General features: G+C 67.3%; 20 protein-coding genes and 1 riboswitch. Of the genes, 2 read left to right on the top strand and 18 right to left on the bottom strand.

Annotation, left to right across the window (positions count from 1 at the left end; all coding sequences use genetic code 11):
- Positions 1-75 precede the first annotated feature (75 nt).
- The 7 genes from cobI to AC1PPK_RS22165 are packed head-to-tail and all read right to left on the bottom strand — an operon-like array spanning position 76 to position 6,334.
- Positions 76-855 (bottom strand): precorrin-2 C(20)-methyltransferase, encoded by a 780-nt coding sequence (gene cobI, locus AC1PPK_RS22195; protein ID WP_481115168.1) that lies wholly within the window; start codon positions 853-855, stop codon positions 76-78.
- Positions 852-2,162, bottom strand: a complete 1,311-nt coding sequence (gene cbiE / locus AC1PPK_RS22190; RefSeq protein WP_481115167.1) for a precorrin-6y C5,15-methyltransferase (decarboxylating) subunit CbiE — start codon at positions 2,160-2,162, stop codon at positions 852-854. The genes cobI and cbiE overlap by 4 nt, the downstream gene beginning before the upstream one ends.
- Positions 2,149-3,300 carry a cobalt-precorrin-5B (C(1))-methyltransferase gene (locus tag AC1PPK_RS22185; RefSeq protein WP_481115166.1) on the bottom strand — a complete coding sequence of 384 codons (1,152 nt, stop codon included), beginning with the start codon at positions 3,298-3,300 and terminating at the stop codon, positions 2,149-2,151. Before AC1PPK_RS22185 ends, cbiE begins: the two co-directional genes overlap by 14 nt.
- An 8-nt stretch (positions 3,301-3,308) precedes the next feature.
- Entirely contained in the window at positions 3,309-3,983 is a 675-nt protein-coding gene (locus tag AC1PPK_RS22180; protein ID WP_481115165.1) for a precorrin-8X methylmutase, read from the bottom strand.
- Between the two features lie 7 nt (positions 3,984-3,990).
- Positions 3,991-4,911 (bottom strand): sirohydrochlorin chelatase, encoded by a 921-nt coding sequence (locus tag AC1PPK_RS22175; RefSeq protein ID WP_481115164.1) that lies wholly within the window; start codon positions 4,909-4,911, stop codon positions 3,991-3,993.
- Entirely contained in the window at positions 4,908-5,708 is an 801-nt protein-coding gene (cobM, locus tag AC1PPK_RS22170) for a precorrin-4 C(11)-methyltransferase (protein ID WP_481115163.1), read from the bottom strand. The genes AC1PPK_RS22175 and cobM overlap by 4 nt, the downstream gene beginning before the upstream one ends.
- Positions 5,708-6,334 (bottom strand): energy-coupling factor ABC transporter permease, encoded by a 627-nt coding sequence (locus AC1PPK_RS22165; RefSeq protein WP_481115162.1) that lies wholly within the window; start codon positions 6,332-6,334, stop codon positions 5,708-5,710. The genes cobM and AC1PPK_RS22165 overlap by 1 nt, the downstream gene beginning before the upstream one ends.
- A 189-nt stretch (positions 6,335-6,523) precedes the next feature.
- Positions 6,524-6,740: riboswitch (cobalamin riboswitch) on the bottom strand.
- A gap of 265 nt (positions 6,741-7,005) precedes the next feature.
- Between AC1PPK_RS22165 and AC1PPK_RS22160 the strand changes: the two genes are divergently transcribed.
- Positions 7,006-7,950 (top strand): hypothetical protein, encoded by a 945-nt coding sequence (locus AC1PPK_RS22160; RefSeq protein ID WP_481115161.1) that lies wholly within the window; start codon positions 7,006-7,008, stop codon positions 7,948-7,950.
- A 70-nt stretch (positions 7,951-8,020) separates the two neighbouring features.
- Here AC1PPK_RS22160 and AC1PPK_RS22155 read toward each other — a convergent pair whose 3' ends face one another.
- The 10 genes from AC1PPK_RS22155 to AC1PPK_RS22110 all read right to left on the bottom strand — a co-directional run bounded on the left by AC1PPK_RS22155 (position 8,021) and on the right by AC1PPK_RS22110 (position 15,847).
- Entirely contained in the window at positions 8,021-8,149 is a 129-nt protein-coding gene (locus tag AC1PPK_RS22155) for a hypothetical protein (protein WP_481115160.1), read from the bottom strand.
- 40 nt (positions 8,150-8,189) lie between these two features.
- Positions 8,190-9,797, bottom strand: coding sequence for an NAD(P)/FAD-dependent oxidoreductase (locus AC1PPK_RS22150; RefSeq protein WP_481118252.1), 1,608 nt, complete (start codon positions 9,795-9,797; stop codon positions 8,190-8,192).
- Between the two features lie 51 nt (positions 9,798-9,848).
- Entirely contained in the window at positions 9,849-10,787 is a 939-nt protein-coding gene (gene draG, locus AC1PPK_RS22145; protein ID WP_481115159.1) for an ADP-ribosyl-[dinitrogen reductase] hydrolase, read from the bottom strand.
- A gap of 28 nt (positions 10,788-10,815) precedes the next feature.
- Positions 10,816-11,175: a 2Fe-2S iron-sulfur cluster-binding protein gene (locus AC1PPK_RS22140; RefSeq protein ID WP_481115158.1), complete on the bottom strand. Its 360-nt coding sequence runs from the start codon at positions 11,173-11,175 to the stop codon at positions 10,816-10,818.
- 103 nt (positions 11,176-11,278) lie between these two features.
- On the bottom strand, positions 11,279-11,566 hold the full coding sequence (locus AC1PPK_RS22135; protein WP_481115157.1) for a 2Fe-2S iron-sulfur cluster-binding protein: 288 nt from the start codon (positions 11,564-11,566) through the stop codon (positions 11,279-11,281).
- Between the two features lie 43 nt (positions 11,567-11,609).
- Positions 11,610-12,902, bottom strand: coding sequence for an FprA family A-type flavoprotein (locus AC1PPK_RS22130; RefSeq protein ID WP_481115156.1), 1,293 nt, complete (start codon positions 12,900-12,902; stop codon positions 11,610-11,612).
- Positions 12,899-13,336, bottom strand: coding sequence for an ArsC/Spx/MgsR family protein (locus AC1PPK_RS22125; protein ID WP_481115155.1), 438 nt, complete (start codon positions 13,334-13,336; stop codon positions 12,899-12,901). Before AC1PPK_RS22125 ends, AC1PPK_RS22130 begins: the two co-directional genes overlap by 4 nt.
- A 12-nt stretch (positions 13,337-13,348) precedes the next feature.
- A complete protein-coding gene (locus tag AC1PPK_RS22120) occupies positions 13,349-13,648 on the bottom strand; it encodes a 4Fe-4S binding protein (protein ID WP_374484057.1) in 300 nt (99 codons plus the stop codon).
- Between the two features lie 101 nt (positions 13,649-13,749).
- The gene (gene nifB, locus AC1PPK_RS22115; protein WP_481115154.1) at positions 13,750-15,267 is read right to left on the bottom strand and encodes a nitrogenase cofactor biosynthesis protein NifB; all 1,518 of its coding nucleotides are present in this window, start codon (positions 15,265-15,267) and stop codon (positions 13,750-13,752) included.
- Between the two features lie 226 nt (positions 15,268-15,493).
- Complete coding sequence (locus tag AC1PPK_RS22110; protein ID WP_481115153.1) at positions 15,494-15,847, bottom strand: HPF/RaiA family ribosome-associated protein; 354 nt, start codon at positions 15,845-15,847, stop codon at positions 15,494-15,496.
- 119 nt (positions 15,848-15,966) lie between these two features.
- Between AC1PPK_RS22110 and nhaR the strand changes: the two genes are divergently transcribed.
- Positions 15,967-16,896: a transcriptional activator NhaR gene (gene nhaR / locus AC1PPK_RS22105; RefSeq protein WP_481115152.1), complete on the top strand. Its 930-nt coding sequence runs from the start codon at positions 15,967-15,969 to the stop codon at positions 16,894-16,896.
- 80 nt (positions 16,897-16,976) lie between these two features.
- On the opposite strand, the gene AC1PPK_RS22100 is transcribed toward nhaR, so the two are convergent.
- On the bottom strand, positions 16,977-17,912 hold the full coding sequence (locus tag AC1PPK_RS22100) for a Tim44 domain-containing protein (RefSeq protein WP_481115151.1): 936 nt from the start codon (positions 17,910-17,912) through the stop codon (positions 16,977-16,979).
- Between the last annotated feature and the right edge of the window lie 27 nt (positions 17,913-17,939).

Raw genomic sequence — 17,939 nt, 5'->3', positions numbered from 1 at the left:
TGAGGGCTTGGATGGGCCAGCTGTTGGGGCGTAGGAATTTGCCCCAACAGCTGGCCCTGGTTTTCCGGGCCTCGTTCAGGCCGTCACGGCCGGCGCGTGCTTGCGGCAGCCGCGGCGCAGTTCGCCGCGGACCCGCTTGGGGTTCTGCACCAGCATCAGGGACAGGTAATTGACCTTCTGCCCGGCCAGGCTGGCCACGTCGTGGACGATGCGTTCGTCCGGCGAGCCGACCTTCTCGATGAAGCAGCTGGTGGCGAGCAGGCCGCGGCGGCTCAGCAGGTCGAGGATCTCGTCGAGCAGCGGCTTGACCTTCAGCAGCACCAGCGTGTCGAACTCGTCGAGCAGCCGCTCGACCACCGGCACGCCGTAGGCGGCGGGGATCACCGCGAAGGTCTCGTCCTCTTCGGCGAGGGACAGGCCGGTGCCGGCCGCGGCAGCGGCGAAGGAGCTGACGCCGGGGATCGTGTCGACCTCGACCTCCGGCGCCAGCTCGCGCACGACGCGGGCCAGGTGGCCGAAGGTGGCGAAGGTGGAGGCGTCGCCCTCGACGAGGAAGACCAGGTCGCGGCCCTCGCGCAGCAGCTCGACGGTGCGGACGGCGGCACGGGACCAGGCCTTGGCGAGGGCCACCGGATCGCGGGTCATCGGGAAGACCAGGGCTTCGGCATCTTCTGGCACGGCCAGGCCGCCGCGCTCGACGATGCCCAGCGCGTAGGAGGATTCCTCGGCCTTCTTCACCGGGTACAGCCAGCGCGCACCGGACTGCAGCGCGGCCCAGGCGCGGCGGGTGATGAGTTCGGGATCGCCGGGGCCGAGGGAGGCGCCGATCAGGCGCCCGAGGCGGGGAGCGGTCATTGCGGGGTTCCTTGCTGTTGGGGCACGGCCGGGGTGGCCGAGACGATCCACACCGGGTTCTGCGCGGCGAGGCGGTGCATGTCGAGGATGGGCTGGCTGCGGGCGGCCTGCAGCTGGACCACGTCCCACGTCGCACCGGCGGCGCTGAGCGCGGCGGTGGCGGTGGCCAGGTTTTCCAGCGTCACGAAGTTCATCACCAGGCGCCCATTGGGGCGTAGGCGGGCGAGGACCAGGCGGATCAGCTCGGCCAGTTCGCCGCCGGAGCCGCCGATGAAGACGGCATCCGGGTCCGGCCATTGGTCCAGCCCGGCCGGCGCCTTGCCCTCGGCCAGCGTGTAGTTGCTGGCCTTCAGGCGGCGGGCGTTCTCGCGGGCGTTGTCGGCATCGCCGGGGTTCTTTTCGATGGCCCACACGTGGCCGTCGGGGGCCAGGCGGGCCGCCTCCAGGCCCACCGAGCCGGAACCGGCGCCGATGTCCCACACCCGGCTGTCGGGCCGCAGGCCCAGCTTGGCGAGGGACAGGGCGCGGGCTTCCTGCTTGGTGATGAGGCCTTTCTCGGGGGCGCGCTGCACGAAGTCGGTGTCGTCGAAACCGAAGGTGGCGCGGCCGTCGGGCGGCGTGATGCGCTCCAGCACGACGATGTTGGGATCGGGGAAGTCCATGCCGGCGGCGTCGGACAGCGGCAGATCGGCAAACAGCGTTTCGTCCGGCAGGCACAGGCGGGCGGCGACCGACAGGCGGAAATCGTCCTTGTGGCCGGCGGCGATCAGTGCCCGGGCGATGCGCGCCGGGTTGTTGTCCGGGCCGGTGAAGGCGCCGATCAGCGCGTGCCGGGCGGCGGCGCGGACGAGGGGGTAGAGGCCGTGCTCGGGTGTTGCGCCGACCTGCCATTCGCCGGCGTCGCGGCTATGTACCGAGGAGATGGCGGCGGCCTGCCAGCACTTCTTGAAACGGGCGAAGGCCAGCTGCAGCGTGGACACGGCGGGGTGCACCGCAATGGCCTCGCTGCCGAGCTTGCTGGCCAGGAAGCTGGCGATGCCGTGGCACAGGGGGTCGCCGGTGGCCAGCACGGCACTGGTGTGGCCGGCGCCGCGCGCCGCACGGACCCATTCAGGGACACGGCCGAGTTGGCCGTCCATGTCTCGCAGTTCCACCCTGGGAGGGAGGTAGGGGGCCACGAGATCCAGCGTGCGGCGGGCGCCGATGAGGAGATCGGATTCGATGAGGACGGTGCGGGCCGGGTCGCCCAGGCCGAACCAGCCGTCATCGAGGATGCCGACGATGCGGCAGACTTCAGGCGAGTTCATGTTCTTCGACGGTGACGATGGGCACGCCTTCGAAATTGCAGGCGAGCACGGTGAGGCGATGGGGGCCGGGGTAGCGCTCGCGCAGGCTGCGGATGGCGCGCTCGGCGAGGGCCCGGTGGAAGGCCACGGTGAGGTTCAGCTCGGCCAGCCGCTCGGCGGCGAAGCGGGCCGTTTCGGCGGCACGGATTTCCTCGACCAGATCGGGCGGGGCGCCGACTTCTGCGGCGGCCGAGGCGATCAGTTCCCGGTCCACCTCCTCGCGCCAGGCGTGGGTAACGGACAGGCCCTGGGCGATCTTGGTGAGCTTGCCGACCATCGCGCCGACGATGATGTGCTGCATGCCCTGCTTGACGGCGGTCTGGAAGGCCGCCTTGACGAAGTCGCCCATCTGGACGAAGCAGGCTTCGTCCAGCTCCGGAAAGCTGCGCATCGCGCATTTCTCGGTGCGCCCGCCGGTGGTGAACACCACGCTGGTCTGGCCCTGGTTGGCGGCCACGTCCACCGCCTGTACCACGCTGGCCCGGAAGGCCGCGGTGGAGTAGGGGCGCACGATGCCGGTGGTGCCGAGGATGGAGATGCCGCCGAGGATGCCGAGGCGGGCATTGAGGGTCTTCTTGGCCATCTCCTCGCCGCCGGGCACCGAGATGGTCACCGCGATGCCGTCGCCGGCTTCGAGGATCGGGGCGCCGGCGGCGCGCACGTTGTCGGTGATGTTGCGCCGCGGCACCGGGTTGATCGCCGGTCCGCCGACGTCGAGGCCGAGGCCGGGTTTGGTGACGGTGCCCACGCCGGGCCCACCGCGCAGCACGATCTGGCCGGCGGCGCCGGGCAGGCGCTCGACCTCGGCGGTGAGGTGGGCGCCATTGGTGGCGTCCGGATCGTCGCCGGCGTCCTTGACGCTGACCGCGCGCGCGTGCAGGCCGTCGGTCCAGCCGTCGGTGATGGAAAAGCGTACCCGCTGGGTGTTGGGCAGCACGCATTCAATCGCCTCGGGTACGCGGCCCTGCACCAGCCCGAGGGTCGCGGCGGCGGCGGCGGCGGCGGAGTTGGCGCCGGTGGAGAAGCCCGTACGGTTGCCGCGATCCCGTTTCGGATCGCCCTTGCGGACCTTCTCGGAGAGCGTGTGACCTGCAGCCATCGGCGTCCTCAGGCGGCCTGGCGCTGGCGCTCTTCGGCCAGACCCAGGATGGCGTGGATGGCGGCGACGACCAGCGTCGAGCCGCCCTTGCGGCCGCGAATGGCGACCCACGGCACGTCGCCCAGCTCCATCAGCAGGTCCTTGGATTCGGCTGCCGACACGAAGCCGACTGGCATGCCGACGACCAGCGCCGGGCGGACGCCTTCCTCGCGGATCAGGCGGACGATCTCGATTAGCGCGGTGGGCGCGTTGCCGATGCCGATGATGGCGCTGTCGAGGAAGCCCAGCCGGTGGGCCTTGCGCATGGCCTGCACGGCGCGGGTGGTGTCCTCGGCCTGGGCGGCGGTGATCACGTCCGGGTCGGAGATGAACTGGTGGGTCGTCATGCCGAAGTGCGCGAGGCGCGGTTTCGACAAGCCGACGCAGATCATCTCCACGTCGGCCACGACCGGCGTGTTGCCGGCCAGGATGCGCTCCAGCCCGGCCTGCATGGCCTGCGGGTGGAAGGCGGTGAGGCCGTTGAACTCGAAGTCGGCGTTGGCGTGGATCATCCGCCGCACCAGCGGCCATTGCTCGGTGCTGTAGGCGTGGGGGCCGGCTTCCCGGTCGATGATCGCAAAGGAGTCGTGCTCGATGGCGCGGCCGGCGGCGGTGAGCTGTTCGGTGACGGTGTTGGCGCTCATGGCGGGCTCAGGCGTGGGCGTGTTCATGGGGGTGGTCGTGGCCATGGCCGTGCTCGTGGCCGTGGTCATGACCGCAGCCGGCGTGGCCGGTGTGGGTATGGCTGTGGTCGTGCAGGTGTTCGGCCTCGGCCGCCTGGCGGTACTTGCAGCCGTCGCATTCGAGCAGGCCACCCTCCGGCAGTTCGGCGCCGGCCACGCGGGCGTCGAGCAGATCGAAGATGCCCTTGTCGAAACCGAAGTGGGTGCCCAGCGCGAAGGCAACCTGCGGGTACTGCTGGCGCAGGCGTTCCAGCTGGGCCTGGATGCGCTCGATCAACACGCCGGTGAACAGGTACACCGGCACCACGCAGATCTGAGTCATGCCCAGGCGAACCTGGCGCTGGACGATGGTCTCGAGGCGCGGCCAGGTGACGCCGGTGAAGGCCAGGTCCACCATCTCGTGGTCGTTGTCTTCGAAGAGCCAGCGCGCCATGCGGGCCAGTTCGCCGTTGGCGCCGGCGTCCGACGAACCGCGGCCGAGCAGGACCACGCCGGTGGTCTGCGGGTCGGGCATCGCCAGGGATTTCATCAGGCGGTCGAGTTGGCCCTGCAGCACGGCGAGGATCTCGCGGCCCATGCCCAGGTGGCGGGTGCAGCCGAAGTCCACGCCGGTGTGGCGGGCGCGGGCCTCCTCGATGGCGGCCGGCAGCTCCATCTTCACGTGGCCGGCGGCGTTGAGGATGAAGGGCAGCACCACGACGCGGCGGCTGTCGCGGGCGGCGCGGTCGAGGCCTTCGGCGAGCAGCACGTCGGCGTGCTCGATGAAGCACACCTCGATGCGCCAGGCCGGGTGGCGTTCGCGCCACTGGGCGGCGAAATGCAGGATTTCCTTGTTGCCGTCCCGGTTGCGGGAGCCGTGGCCGACGAGGAGCAGGGTGGTGTCGTTCATGCGGAAGTCTCTTCAGAAGCGGCCGAAGCCTTGCGGAAGCGGTGGCCGAAGGCGGGGTCGTAGAGCTTGGAGCGGGCCAGGGTCGGCCAGTCGGCGGCGCCCAGCGTGGGGCTGGCGATGATCATCGCCTGGCTGGCGATCTTCTCGGCCTGGCAGCGTTTCTTGATGTCGGCGAGGGTGCCGCGGACGATCTTTTCCTCGCCCGGCCAGCTGGCCTTCTGCACCACCAGGATCGGCGCGTCCTCGGCCCAGCCGGCGGCGCGCAGCGCGCGCTGCACCTCATGCAGCAGGGTGATCGACAGGAAAATGCACAGGGTCGTCCTGTGGGCGGCCAGGGCTTCCAGTTCCTCGCCCGCCGGCATCGGCGTACGCCCGGCGACGCGGGTCAGGATCACCGTCTGCGTCACTTCCGGCAACGTGAGGGTTTCGCCGGCCGCCGCCGCCGAGGCGAAGGCCGACGAGACGCCCGGGACCACCGACCATTCGATACCGGCGGCGGTGAGCGGGCGGGTCATCTCCACCAGCGCTCCGTACAGGCCGGGGTCGCCGGTCTGCAGGCGCACCACGGTGGCGTGGCGGGCGGTCTGGTCGAGGAGCCAGGCGCTCATCTCTTCCAGCGTCATGTCCTTGGAGTCGCGGATCTCGCAGCCGGGCGGCGCGAACAGCGTCGCCGCCTGATCGACCAGCGAGCCGGCGAAGAGGATCGCGCCGGCTTCTTCGAGCAGGCGGCGGCCCTTCACGGTGAGCAGCTCCGGGTCGCCCGGACCGGCGCCCACGAACCAGACCTTGCCGGCCATCAGGCAGCCTTCGCGGCGAAGCAGAAGCGCACCACCGGGTTGTCCTGGCGGCGGCCGATGGCCTGCAGGGCCAGCAGCGTGAAGATCGGCTCGACCATCACGATGGCGGCGTAGGACGAAGCGAAGGCGAGCCAGGCGGAGAAGGGCGTGGCGACTTCACCGATGGCGAGCCAGAAGCCGACCATCAGCGTCACGCCGCTGTAGAAGGCGGCGTCGAGCTTGAGGATGCTGCGTACATCCAGCTTGGCGAGGCGCTGGCCGAAGGTGGCATGCACGACCATCAGCGGCACGGCGAGGGACAGGGTATTGACGCCCAGGTGCACCAGGTCGGTCGGCTCGAAGATCAGCCCTTGGGCCAGCAGGCCAATGGCGAAGCCGAACAAGGCCGGTACGAAGCCGAGGGACAGGTAGATCGGCATGGCGCCGAGGAAGTGCAGCTCGGACGGGCCAACCTTCAGGTGGAAGGCCTGCATGAACAGCGTGAAGAAGACGCCGGCGATGAGCGTGCGGACGATCAGCTGCGGTTGCTTGAGGAGGTGGACGGACTGGCTGCCGAGCAGCGCCACGGCGGCGGCGTTGGCGGCGACGATCTTGGCACTGGCGACGTACCCCGGTTCGATGTGCATGTTTGCTTTCCTTCGTGTCGATTGAACGAAGTGCGGCAGGGCAACGGGGATGTGCAGAACAAACGCATACAGACCAGGCGGGTGCGGACCTGTGGCGGCGACGGTTCCGGGAAACAGCGGAGGGAACAGGACGGCAACGGGTCTGGGCAAGCCCATCGGTCGGATCTGCCCACACCCCGGGGCCGGTACCACACCCAATCGTCACAGGCCGGTCTTCTGGCTCGCCTTCATTCTCGTCTGCCAACCTTCCCGGGAAAAACCCAGTGGCGTAGAGCAGATTCGTCAGGCTTACAGCAGCGGGGGCTGCGCCGGAATGGTCGGGGAGAGCATGCTCCCGACGTCACCGGACTTCCCGTTTCACCTTTCCCGCAGACGCGGGGTCGGCACCCGTAACGGCGCGGAGTCTAACTGTATGTTCTTTACGCGCGCAAGCTTCCCTGGCGGCAGGCAGGGATCGATGCTGGGTTTTGCCCGTTTCGGGGATAGAATTTCCGGGACTGGGAATTTTTCACAGGGATTGGAGGGTAATCCCGCACCATTCCGGGATTGACCCAGCCCGCAGGCAGCGGAATACTTGCATCTGTAATAACCCCGGTCCCTCCAGCGGATCAATATCCCGTGGTGTCTTGACTGCCGTGCAACCCGATCCCTTTTTCCCGCCCGGCCGCGGCATGGCCTCGTCTTCTCTTCCTGACGCTTGTTCTGACAGGGACCGGAGTCGATGCGAGGACACGAATGCCGACGCCCTGGATGCGGAGGCCGAGGCCCTGCTCGCCGACATCAATTCCTTTGACCTTGAGGCAGCGCGCAAACGCGTGCAGGAGATCGACTCCCGCTACACCGGCCTGCCCCGTTCGAGGGAGACCTATCACGAGGTCCCGGGCAACGACTTCCCGCCGGTGCGCCTGGCGGGCCAGGCAGCTGCCGTTCAAAAGGACGAGGAGCCGCTGCCTACGGTGCGGAGCGGCGGTCTGCTGGACCAGTTGCGCGGTGAGGTGGAGACCCGCCAGCGGGCCGTCGAAGATGCGTTCGAACGGGTCGACGCTGCCAAGACCAGCCTGGACCGGCGCTTGCGCGCGGCTTTCGAATATTTCCACGACCTGAGCACCCAGCTCAACTATCTCAAGCCCCAGGTGGCGCGCAATTACATTTTCCTGAATGCCGACGATGCGTTTCGCAACCTGGCTTGGCTGGAGGGTTTCGCAGATTTCCGTACTCAGGCCGAGAGCGATGGCGGCCGCATCGAGAGGGTGACCTTCGGCTACACGCTGAAGGGCGGCGGTGTGCGCATCATCGAGCGTGCCGGCCATGCGGTCGAACGCCTGCGCCAGATGCTGTTCGACCTCGGGTTGCGTTTCGAATGCGTCGAGCGGCGCAATCGCCAGCGTGAGCTGGAGCTCGGCACTTTCACGGTGAGCGACGAGATCAGCGTGCAGGTGGTGTGGCGGGCCGACTTCGAGAACCGCCAGGTAGTCATCGAGTCGCGCAACCTGGAGCGCTTCGGCTTTGCCTCCTGTCGCGTGCCGGCGGACGCCATCGGCCCTGAGCTGCTGGACGAGTTCGGTCGGCTCGTCCTCGGCAAGGAAAACAGCTTCCGTTCATTCGTCGTGCGCTGAGTCCGCCGAGGCGGTGAGGGGCAGGCGCACGGTGACGGCCAGCCCCGGCCGGTCGGCTGCACCCGGGCTGTCATCCTCCACGCGCAGGCGGGGCCATCGGCGGCGCGCCGGCATCGTCTGCCTGAACATTCACCTGCACCGTCATGACGCCACCGGCAGGCGTGTAGCGCAAGGCGTTGTCCACCAGGTTGGAGATCATCGCGCGCAGCAGTAGCGGTTGGCCGCCGCTACGTTCGGGTTCAGCCCTGCTGGAGCAGGCTGGCGGCGACGGCTTCCGCGACCCGGATGCCGTCCACGCCGGCCGACAGGATGCCGCCCGCGTAGCCGGCACCTTCGCCGGCCGGGTAGAGGCCCTTGGTGTTAAGGCTCTGCAGATCCTCGCCGCGGGTGATGCGTAGCGGTGACGAGGTGCGCGTCTCGACGCCGGTGAGCACCGCGTCGTACATGTTGAAGCCGCGGATCTGGCGGTCGAAGGCCGGGATAGCCTCGCGCATCGCGGTGATCGCGTAGTCGGGCAGCGCCGTGGCCAGATCGCCGAGCAGCACGCCCGGCTTGTAGGACGGCTCGACGCCGCCCAGCGCGGTGGAGGCCTTGCCGCGCAGGAAGTCGCCGACCAGCTGAGCTGGGGCTTCGTAGGTGCCGCCGCCGAGCACGAAGGCATGGCTCTCCAGCTTGCGCTGGAACTCGATGCCGGCCAGCGGGCCGCCGGGGTAATCCTTCTCGGGATCGATGCTGACCACGATGCCCGCGTTGGCGTTGCGCTCGTTGCGCGAATACTGGCTCATGCCGTTGGTGACGACGCGGTTCGGTTCCGACGTGGCGGCCACCACCGTGCCGCCCGGGCACATACAGAAGCTGTATACCGCGCGGCCGTTGGAGGCGTGATGCACCAGCTTGTAGTCGGCGGCGCCGAGCAGCGGATGGCCGGCGTGGGGTCCGAGGCGGGCCTTGTCGATCAGTGATTGCGGATGCTCGATGCGGAAGCCCACCGAGAAGGGCTTGGCTTCCATGAAGACGCCCTTGGCGTGCAGCATCTCGAAGGTGTCGCGGGCGCTGTGGCCGAGGGCCAGCACCACGTGGTCGCTGCGCAGCTCGTCGCCGGTGGAGGTGCGCACGCCGCGCACCTGGCCGTCCTCGACGATCAGATCGGTGACGCGCTGCTGGAAGCGGATCTCGCCGCCGAGCTCGGTGATCTCGGCGCGCATGGTTTCGACCATACCGACCAGCCTGAAGGTGCCGATGTGGGGCTTGGAGACGTAGAGGATCTCCTCCGGTGCGCCGGCCTTGACGAACTCAGTGAGGACCTTGCGGCCGTAGTGCTTGGGGTCCTTGATCTGGCTGTACAGCTTGCCGTCCGAGAAGGTGCCGGCACCGCCTTCGCCGAACTGCACGTTCGACTCCGGGTTGAGGGTGTTCTTGCGCCACAGGCCCCAGGTGTCCTGGGTACGCTCGCGCACCGCTTTGCCGCGTTCGAGCACGATCGGCTTGAAGCCCATCTGGGCCAGGATCAGTGCCGCGAAGATGCCGCAGGGGCCGAAGCCGATGACGATCGGGCGGTGCGTGAAGTTGGGCGGGGCCTTGCCGATGAAGTGGTATTCGGTGTCCGGCGTCGGTTTGACGTGGATGTCGTCGGCAAACTTCTGCAGCAGTGCGGGCTCGTTCGTCGCTTCCAGGTCGACGATGTAGATGAAGCACAGGCGCACGTTCTTACGCGCGTCGTAGCTGCGCTTGAAGACCTTGAAGCTGATGAGCTGGTCGGCGGAAATGCCGAGGCGCTGGACGATGGCGGCGGGCAGGGCCTCTTCCGGGTGGTCGAGGGGCAGGCGGAGTTCGGAGATGCGCAGCATGGCGGTCATGGCGGGGTAGTTGGTCCCGCAGATGGCTTTCGGGCCGCGATTTTACAGTTGACCGGTGGTGTTGCTGCAAGCTTGTGCGAGAAGAGCGTGGGACTGGACCGCGCAGGCCCGGCGGGCGTCGGGATCGAGGGCGGCCAGCCAGGGTTCGGGCAGGCTGCTGGGGCCGTACAGGGCGCCGGCCAGCATGCCGGCGATGGCGCCGGTGGTGTCGGCATCGCCACCGCGGTTGACTACGTTGATCAGGCAGGTCTCGAAGCTGTCGGTGTCGAGCAGGGCCTGGAAGACCGCACGCAGCGTGTCCTTGATGAAACCGGAGGGGTTTTCCTCGCGCTTGCCGGCCGGGTCGAAGAGCGGGAAGGCAGCGACCAGCGGCTGCAGGCGGTGGCGGATCAGCACGTCCCGGTCGGCGCCGTGCAGCGCGTCCTGGACCATCAGCACGATGGTCTCGGTGCCGGCATCGGAGAGGGGATTGTTGTGGGTCAGGTGGGCCTGTACGCGGCAGGCGGTGCGCACCGCGTTTTCCGGCTGACCGAGGGTGGCTAGAGCGACTGGCAGCACGCGCATGCAGGCGCCGTTGCCTGCGTCGTGCTCGCTGGGCGGGGCTGCAAGGCGGCCGGTGCGGCGGAATTCGATGATGCCACGCCGAACGGTGTTGCCGATGTCCACCGGCTTGGCGCGCATCCACGCGTCGAAGGACTCGCCGATGGCGCGGGCGTCGATGCCGTTGGCGGCCAGGATCGCGTCGCCGAGGGCCAGCGCCATGGTGGTGTCGTCGGTGACCGCGCCGGGCTTGAGCTTCAGCCAGCCGCCGCCGCGGATCGTGCGGTGGCAGCCATGCTGAGCCTGGATCTCCCGTGGCGTCATGAACTCCACGGTGGCGCCCAATGCGTCGCCCAAGGCGAGGCCCAGATAGGCGGCCTCGGCCCGGGCGGCGGCGACGTCAGCGGCCGATGGCTCCATTACAGCATGCGAGTCGGACATGGAGCGCTGCATCATCGGCCGCCGACGTTCAGGCGCTGGGATACTCGATGGTGACGTCCTCGTCGCGGACGATCATCTGGCAGGCCAGGCGCCACGGGGTCGGGAAGTCGTCCACGTCCATCTTGGCTTCCTCCTCGGCGGACAGCTTGCCGAGTTCCTTCAGGGTCTTGCGCTCGCTGTTGGTCAGCGGGCCGGCGTGGACAGTGCCGCCCTTGGTGATGTTGGTGACCTTGCACAGGCAGGTGCCGCATTCGCCGTTCTGACAGCCGAAGTCGATCGGGACGTGGTTCTCCTTGGCCAGTTCAAGGACGGTCTTCTTGTGGCTGCCAGCCACGGCGTAGACCGTCTTGTCCTTGTGCATCGGGCTGGTGAAGGTGATGAGAGCCATGGTTTTCCTCCTACGTGAGTGATGCGGCCGGAGCCGGTATGGCGGAGGCCGCGGGTTCCACAACGATTCTCTCTGTCGCTGGTGGGGATGCTCCTTGGGGGCCTCAGCCCGGGCGGACGACGACCTCGCCCTGCAGCACCTGGGCCTGGCAGGCCAGGCGGTTCTGGCGGCCGGCCATCTGCTCCTGCAGCACCTTGGTCTCGAGCAGGGAGGGATTGGCCAGGTTCTCCATGCCTTTGACGATCTTCATCATGCAGGTGCCGCATTCACCTTCGCGACAACCGTAGGTGATGCCGGCGCCGACCTTTTCGGAAACCTCGATGAGGCGGGTGCCGGCGGGCACGGTGACGGCGACGCCGATGTCTTCAAACAGTACTTGTGCCTTGGGCATGGGATGTCCTCCGGGAAATGGGGGGTTTCGGAATCGATGGGGGTCAGGTGAGTTCGGCTATGTCCACGACGCGGAAGCCGGCCTGGCCGGTGAGCTGGAGGGCCAGGTTGCGGCCGAAGGCGTGGCAGTCGGCGAGTTCCTCGCCGGTGGGGATGAGCTTGAGCTTGATGCCCGGGCAGGGCACCCGCAGCTTGAGCCCGCGCAGGCGGTCTTCGAGCATGCCGACCGCTTCGCCGCTCCAGCCGTAGGAGCCGAAGGCTGCACCGAGCTTGCCCTTGAGGGGCACCTGGGTGAGGCAGGAGAGCAGGTCCCAAACCGGTTTGACGGCGTCGCCGTTGATCGTCGGCGAGCCGATGGCGAGGCCGTCGGCTTCCTCGATGAGGTCCACGAAGGGCGTGACTTCGCCGCCCTGCAGGTCGTAGACGGACACCCGTACACCGTCCACGGTCTCGGCGCCGTCCTTGACGGCCTGGGCCATCACAGCGGTGTTGCCATAGGCGGAGATGTAGAAGATCACCAGTGTCTTGTCGCGCTGGCTGGCTTCGTTGGCGAGCTGGCTTTCGGCGAGCTGGCGGTAGCGCTTCACGTAGCCGCGTGGGGCGTCCCGGTGGATGGGGCCGTGGGCCGGGCAGATGAGGTTCAGCTCCAGGTCTTCGACGAGGGGCAGGGCGGCCAGCACGTGCTCCCGGAAGGGGCGCATGATGTGCTGGTAGTAGTACTCGAAGGAGAAACGGAAGTCGCCGACGTGGTCGTTGAACAGGCGTGGGTCGCAGAAGTGACAGCCGAAGATGTCGCCTGAGAACAGGATGCCGTCCTCGACTAGATAGGTGCACTGGGTATCGGGCCAGTGCAGGAAGGGCGTGTGCAGGAAGCGCAGGCTACGGTCGCCGAGCGATACCGTGTCGCCCTGGGTGACGGTGGTGAAGTCCAGCGATTCGCCGTCGTACTTGAGCAGCCCCTTGAGCATCAGTGGAGCGCGGTGGGAAATGTACAGGCGCGCCTGAGGGGCCCGCCGCAGCAATTCGGGCAGTGCGCCGGTGTGGTCGGGCTCCAGGTGGTTGAGGACGATGGTGGTGATCTCGTCGTAGCGGGCCACCTGTTCGAGCCGGGAGAAGAATTCATCGGCGAATTCGGCCTTCACCGTGTCGATGATCGCCACGCCCTCGCTGCCGCGCACGCAGTAGCTGTTGTAGGTGGTGCCGTTGGCGGTCTTGAGGATGATGTCGAAGCTGCGTAGGGTCGGGTCGAGGGCGCCGATCCAGTGCACGTCCTCTGCCACCGGAACGGCATCAAAATCGCCGCCGGGCCGGCGTAGGCGAACCGGAGCGGCGATCATCCGGGGCCTCCGTTGCCGCAGGGCGGCGTGTTGGGCTTGTGGCTGCAGCCTTCGCCGGGCGGCGTTCCGAGGAAGCCGTCGGGCGAGCGGCCCAGGCCGGCGGCGATGGCGGCCGGCTCGAAGCCGAGCAGGTGGGTGTCGCCGATGCGGATCAACGGGCGGCGGATCAGCAGCGGTTCGGCCAGTAGTGCGGCAAGGGCTTCATCGCGGGACAGGGCTTCGGGAACGATTTCGCCCGATTTGACCCTGGGGGCGGCCCGGTTGAACCAGGATGCCGAGGGGTGCGGGGCGAGGAAGGCGAGCAGGCTGTCGGCAGTCCACGGGTGAGCGAGCAGGCTGCGGGGGGCGACCTCGCACCCCGCAGCCCGCAGGCTGGCCACCTGCTTCGTGTTCGTCGAACAGCCGGGCTTTTCGAAGAACTCGATGGTCGTCATGGCGGGCTCCCGTCAGCTGCTGCTCACCTTGGCTGCCGTGCCTTCCAGCGCACCGGCGGCTTCCATCAGCAGTTGCAGCGGGATGCCGGTCAGGGAACCCGGCGGGTTGAGGGCATCACCCAGCTCATCGACGATGGCACCTTCGATGGGGCAGATCGCCGCGCATTGGGCGTCCGCGAAGTCGCCGGCGCATTCGGTGCACTTGTCGGGGTCGATCTCGAAGTGCGGGGAAGCGGAGTAGATCGCCTTGTTGGGGCAAAGGGGCTCACAGGCCCAGCAGTTCACGCACAGGTCGTTGATTTCGAGTGCCATCGCAGCGCTCCTTGTTTTGGGCTTGGGTGGGGCTCCCGGGGTGCCGCTCTGGCGGACGGCGCTCCGGGAGCGGTCTGCATGCCTGGGTCAGGACTGGAGACTCAGGCGGCAGACTGGGCAGGTGCTTCGACGGGGGCGACCAGCTTGCCTGCGGCGGCCATCTCGGCATACACGGCCATCACCGCGTCCTCGATGCCCTCCATGGCATGCTCGCCGTTCGGTGCAATGCCGGCTTCTTCCAGCAGGCCCCAGGGCTCGTAGCCGATCTTCGAGCACAGCACCACTTCGCAGCCTTCCAGCGTCTTGACGGTCTGCTGCAGCGTGGTGTCCGCGTCGCCGCAGGTGTCGCCACCGCTGCAGTAGAGGTCGGTCTTGCGGTGGCCGAGGAAGCGCACGCCCTTCTCGGAGGCCTCGTAGACCAGGAACTCCTTGGCATGCCCGAAGTGCTGGTTGATCAGCCCGCCGCCGCTGGTGGCCACGGCCATCTTGACCGGCCGCAGGGCCTCCTTGGTGGCAAGGCCGCTCATGTCGAGGGCGACCAGCTTCGGTGCCGGTGCGGCAGCCTTGGCGTTTCGCTTCTCTTCCAGTTCGGCAGCGATGCGGTCGCGGACTTCGGCACGGCGGGCGGCTGCGCCTTCCAGGTCGAGCTCGTACTCGGCGATCTTGTCGAGCGTGAACTCTGCACCCCGGTCTTCGCCGAGCAGGCCGACGGCGTCGGCACGGCACTGGCGGCAGTGGCGCATCATGTTCATGTCACCGGCACAGGCGTCCTGCAGGGCCTGCAGTTCGTCCTGGGTCGGGCCGCGCTGGCCGGTCAGGCCGTAGAAGGTGCCATGCTCGGCCTCGGCGATCAGCGGCATGACGTTGTGCAGGAAGGCACCCTTGGACTTCACGACGCGGCTGACTTCCTTCAGGTGCTCGTCATTGACGCCGGGGATCATCACCGAATTCACCTTGACCAGAATGCCCTTGGCGATACACGCCTCAAGGCCCTTCTGCTGCTGCTCGATGAGGATTGCGGCGCCTTCGCGGCCCTTGATGCGCTTGTTGTTCCAGAAAATCCACGGGTAGATCTTGGCGCCCACGTCGGGATCGACGCAGTTGATGGTGATCGTTACGTGGTCAATGTTGTGTTTGGCGATCTCGTCCACCGACTGCGGCAGCATCAGACCATTGGTCGATACGCACAGCTTGATGTCCGGAGCGTGTTCGCTGAGCATCTGGAAGGTCGCGAAGGTACGCTCGGGGTTGGCCAAGGGGTCTCCCGGCCCCGCGATGCCCAGAACGCTCATCTGCGGGATCTCAGAGGCGACGACCAATGTCTTCTTGGCGGCCTGGTCGGGCGTGAGGAGTTCCGACACCACGCCAGGACGGGATTCGTTGGCGCAGTCGTACTTGCGGTTGCAGTAGTGGCACTGGATGTTGCAGGCCGGGGCGACGGCCACGTGCATCCGTGCGAAATGGTGGTGGGCGTCTTCCGAATAGCAGGGGTGGTTGAACACCTTCTGCAGGATTTCGTCCGGGATCTGATTGAGCTGGTCCGCGGTCGAGCCGCAGGAATGCGAACTACACCCGCCGCCGCCGGATTCGGCGGTATTGCTGATCACTGGCAGTTCCATGGTTGGGGTCCCCACTCGGTTCGTTTGTGGGAGTGGAATTGCAAGCCGCGTACCAGCTCGGAGTTGTTGTCTAAGTATTTGAAATTAAATGTTTGTTGTGTTTCTGTGGGGCCTGCCTGTCGCGAATGTCACAGGTTCATCGGCCCGTAGCGTGAGGAATGCGACAGCTACGTACGAAACCGCGGCCGGGAGGCCGCGAATTTTCGCGCTGACGGGCAATCCGGCATCAGGCGCGGACCGGTACCAGCGCGGGTTCCGGCACCAGCTTGCGATTGATGGCGGCGAGCTTCTCGATCTGCCGGCTGACGTTGTACTGCACGCGTTCAGTGATGCGGTCGATGACACGGCGCATGTCGTCGCCGAGCTCTTCCATCACGAGGGAGCGGTTCTTCATCTGGATGACGATGCGGCACAGTTTGTCGGCACCACCACCATGGGGGCCGTTGATGTCGGACAGACGCACGCTGACGGACTGGACGACATGGCCGAAGCGACCAAGGGCGCCCTGGATGCGCTGAGCAGCATGGGTACGCAGGGTCTTGGCAGCAGGCAGGCCCTTGGCCTTGATCTGGACTTCCATTCTTATCTCCTTTGCGTTTTGGAAGGTTCACTGTATTGGCATCAATGAATCAGGTAAAGACGTATTAATCGAAGCTTTGTTTCGATATATTCGAATCTTTACAAAAGCTGTGACGGGCCGTGAATCTCAAGCATCTGTTCTATTTCTGGAAGACCGCGCGCAGCGGCGGCGTGGTCAAGGCTGGCGAGGCGCTGCATGTCACGCCGCAGACCATCAGCGGCCAGATCCGCCTGCTGGAAGACAGCCTGGACACCCAATTGTTCACCCGCGACGGGCGGAGCCTGGAACTGACGCCAGCTGGGCGCATGGCGATGGAGTACGCCGACGAGATGTTTTCGCTGAGCGCCGAACTGGAGCAGGCCTTGCGCCATTATCCCAAGGGACGGCCGGTGGAATTCCGGGTTGGCGTGTCGGATGCGGTGCCCAAGTCGATCGCCTATCGCCTGCTGCGGCCGGCGGTAGATCCGACCGACCCGGTGCGCATCATCTGCCGGGAATGGCGGCTGGATCGCTTGCTGACTGAACTGGCGGTGCACAAGCTCGATCTGGTGATCGCCGATTCACCGATCCCTCCCAGCGTCGATGTGCGGGCCTACAACCATCGCCTCGGCGAGTCGGGTCTGAGTTTCATCGCCGCGCGTTCGCTGCTCGGCGAGCAACTTCCCGAGTTTCCTGCCTGCATGGGGAGTCTGCCGACACTGCTGCCGGGCGAAGATTCGGCGATCCGCCGCAAGTTCGAGGACTGGCTGGATCGCAAGCGGCTTCGGCCGCGCATCGTCGGCGAGTTTGACGACACTGCACTGATGACAGCCTTTGGTCGTGCCGGCGTCGGGGCCTTCGTGGTGCCTACGGCGATCGAGCAGGAAATTCTCGGCACCGGCGACCTGTTGGTGCTGGGGCGGGCGGAGGAGGTGCGGATCGAGTACTACGCGATCTCGGTCGAGCGGCGCCTGACCCACCCCTGTGTGCTGGCCATCTCCGATGCGGCCAAGGCGGGACTGGAGGCGATGGGCCGCGGCGGTGTCGTGGCCCAGGCGGAGCCAGATTGAAAAAAACCCTGCTCGGGCCGGAAGGCCGCGGGCAGGGCGAGGGTAGTGGCCGGTTGGTACTACTGCTGCTTGAAGAAGGATCAGCCGTTCTGCTGGATGCCGGCGAGCAGCCAGCCGCCGTTGCCGCTGCGCGGTTTGGTGAGGTGCCACAACTCGTCAATGCCTTCCGGTGCCGCGTTCGGATCCTCGCGCAGCAGGCCGGTGAAGCGCACGGTGACGATGTAACGCTCGGCTTCCTCGGCGACATCGATGACTTCGGCGTTGAGGGAGACCACGTCGGTCTTCTGCGTCGAGGCCGGCTCGGACATCCAGTCCATCTTGATCTCTGCGAACATCTCCGGCGTGGTGTATTCCCGCACGTCGTCCAGGTTGCGCGCATCGTTGGCGGCCTGCAGGCGGATGAAGTTCACCTTGGCGTGGCGCACGAAGCCTTCAGCATCGAAATCGGCCGGGATGTTGCCGGCACGCGTCGCGGACAGAGGCGTTGCCGGCGCCGCGCTGCCGCCACCGAAAGCGGGCGTCGCGCTGCTGGTGCTGCCATAGGACTGGGGCGCGCCGGAATATCGCATCGGGTTCGCACCCGCACCGGCCAGCGCCGGCTGCTGGGAGGCCGCACGGCGGCGCATGAAGAGGCCGATCAGCGCGATGGCGGCAAAGGCGATCAGGGCCATCGTCATCATCGAGGCGAGTTCTTCACCGAAACCGAAGTGGGAGGCCAGGGCGGCCAGGCCGATACCGGCGGCCAGACCGGCCAGCGGGCCCATCCACGAGCGCTTGGGCGTGGCCGCAGCTGCGGCGGCGCCGGCGGCGGCCGGCTGGGCGTGGGGAGCGGCGGCCGCGCCCGGCGCCTGGGCCGGGGTTGCCGGCGTGGCGTTGGCGGACTTGGGCTGACTGAGTTCCTGGCGCTGCATGCCCGAGGACTTGCCGCCACCAAAGCGCTTGGCGGCGTCTGCATCACCGGTTACGAGGGTCAGGCCCAGGGCCAGGGCGGCGCCCATCAGGGCAAAGGATTTCATGCGTGTCTCCTGTGATTGGGGTAGCGA

It is taken from the genome of Zoogloea sp. JDB1, from assembly GCF_056724025.1.
The sequence above is the reverse complement of the archived record's forward strand: the minus strand, read 5'-3'. Positions and strand labels throughout refer to the sequence as shown.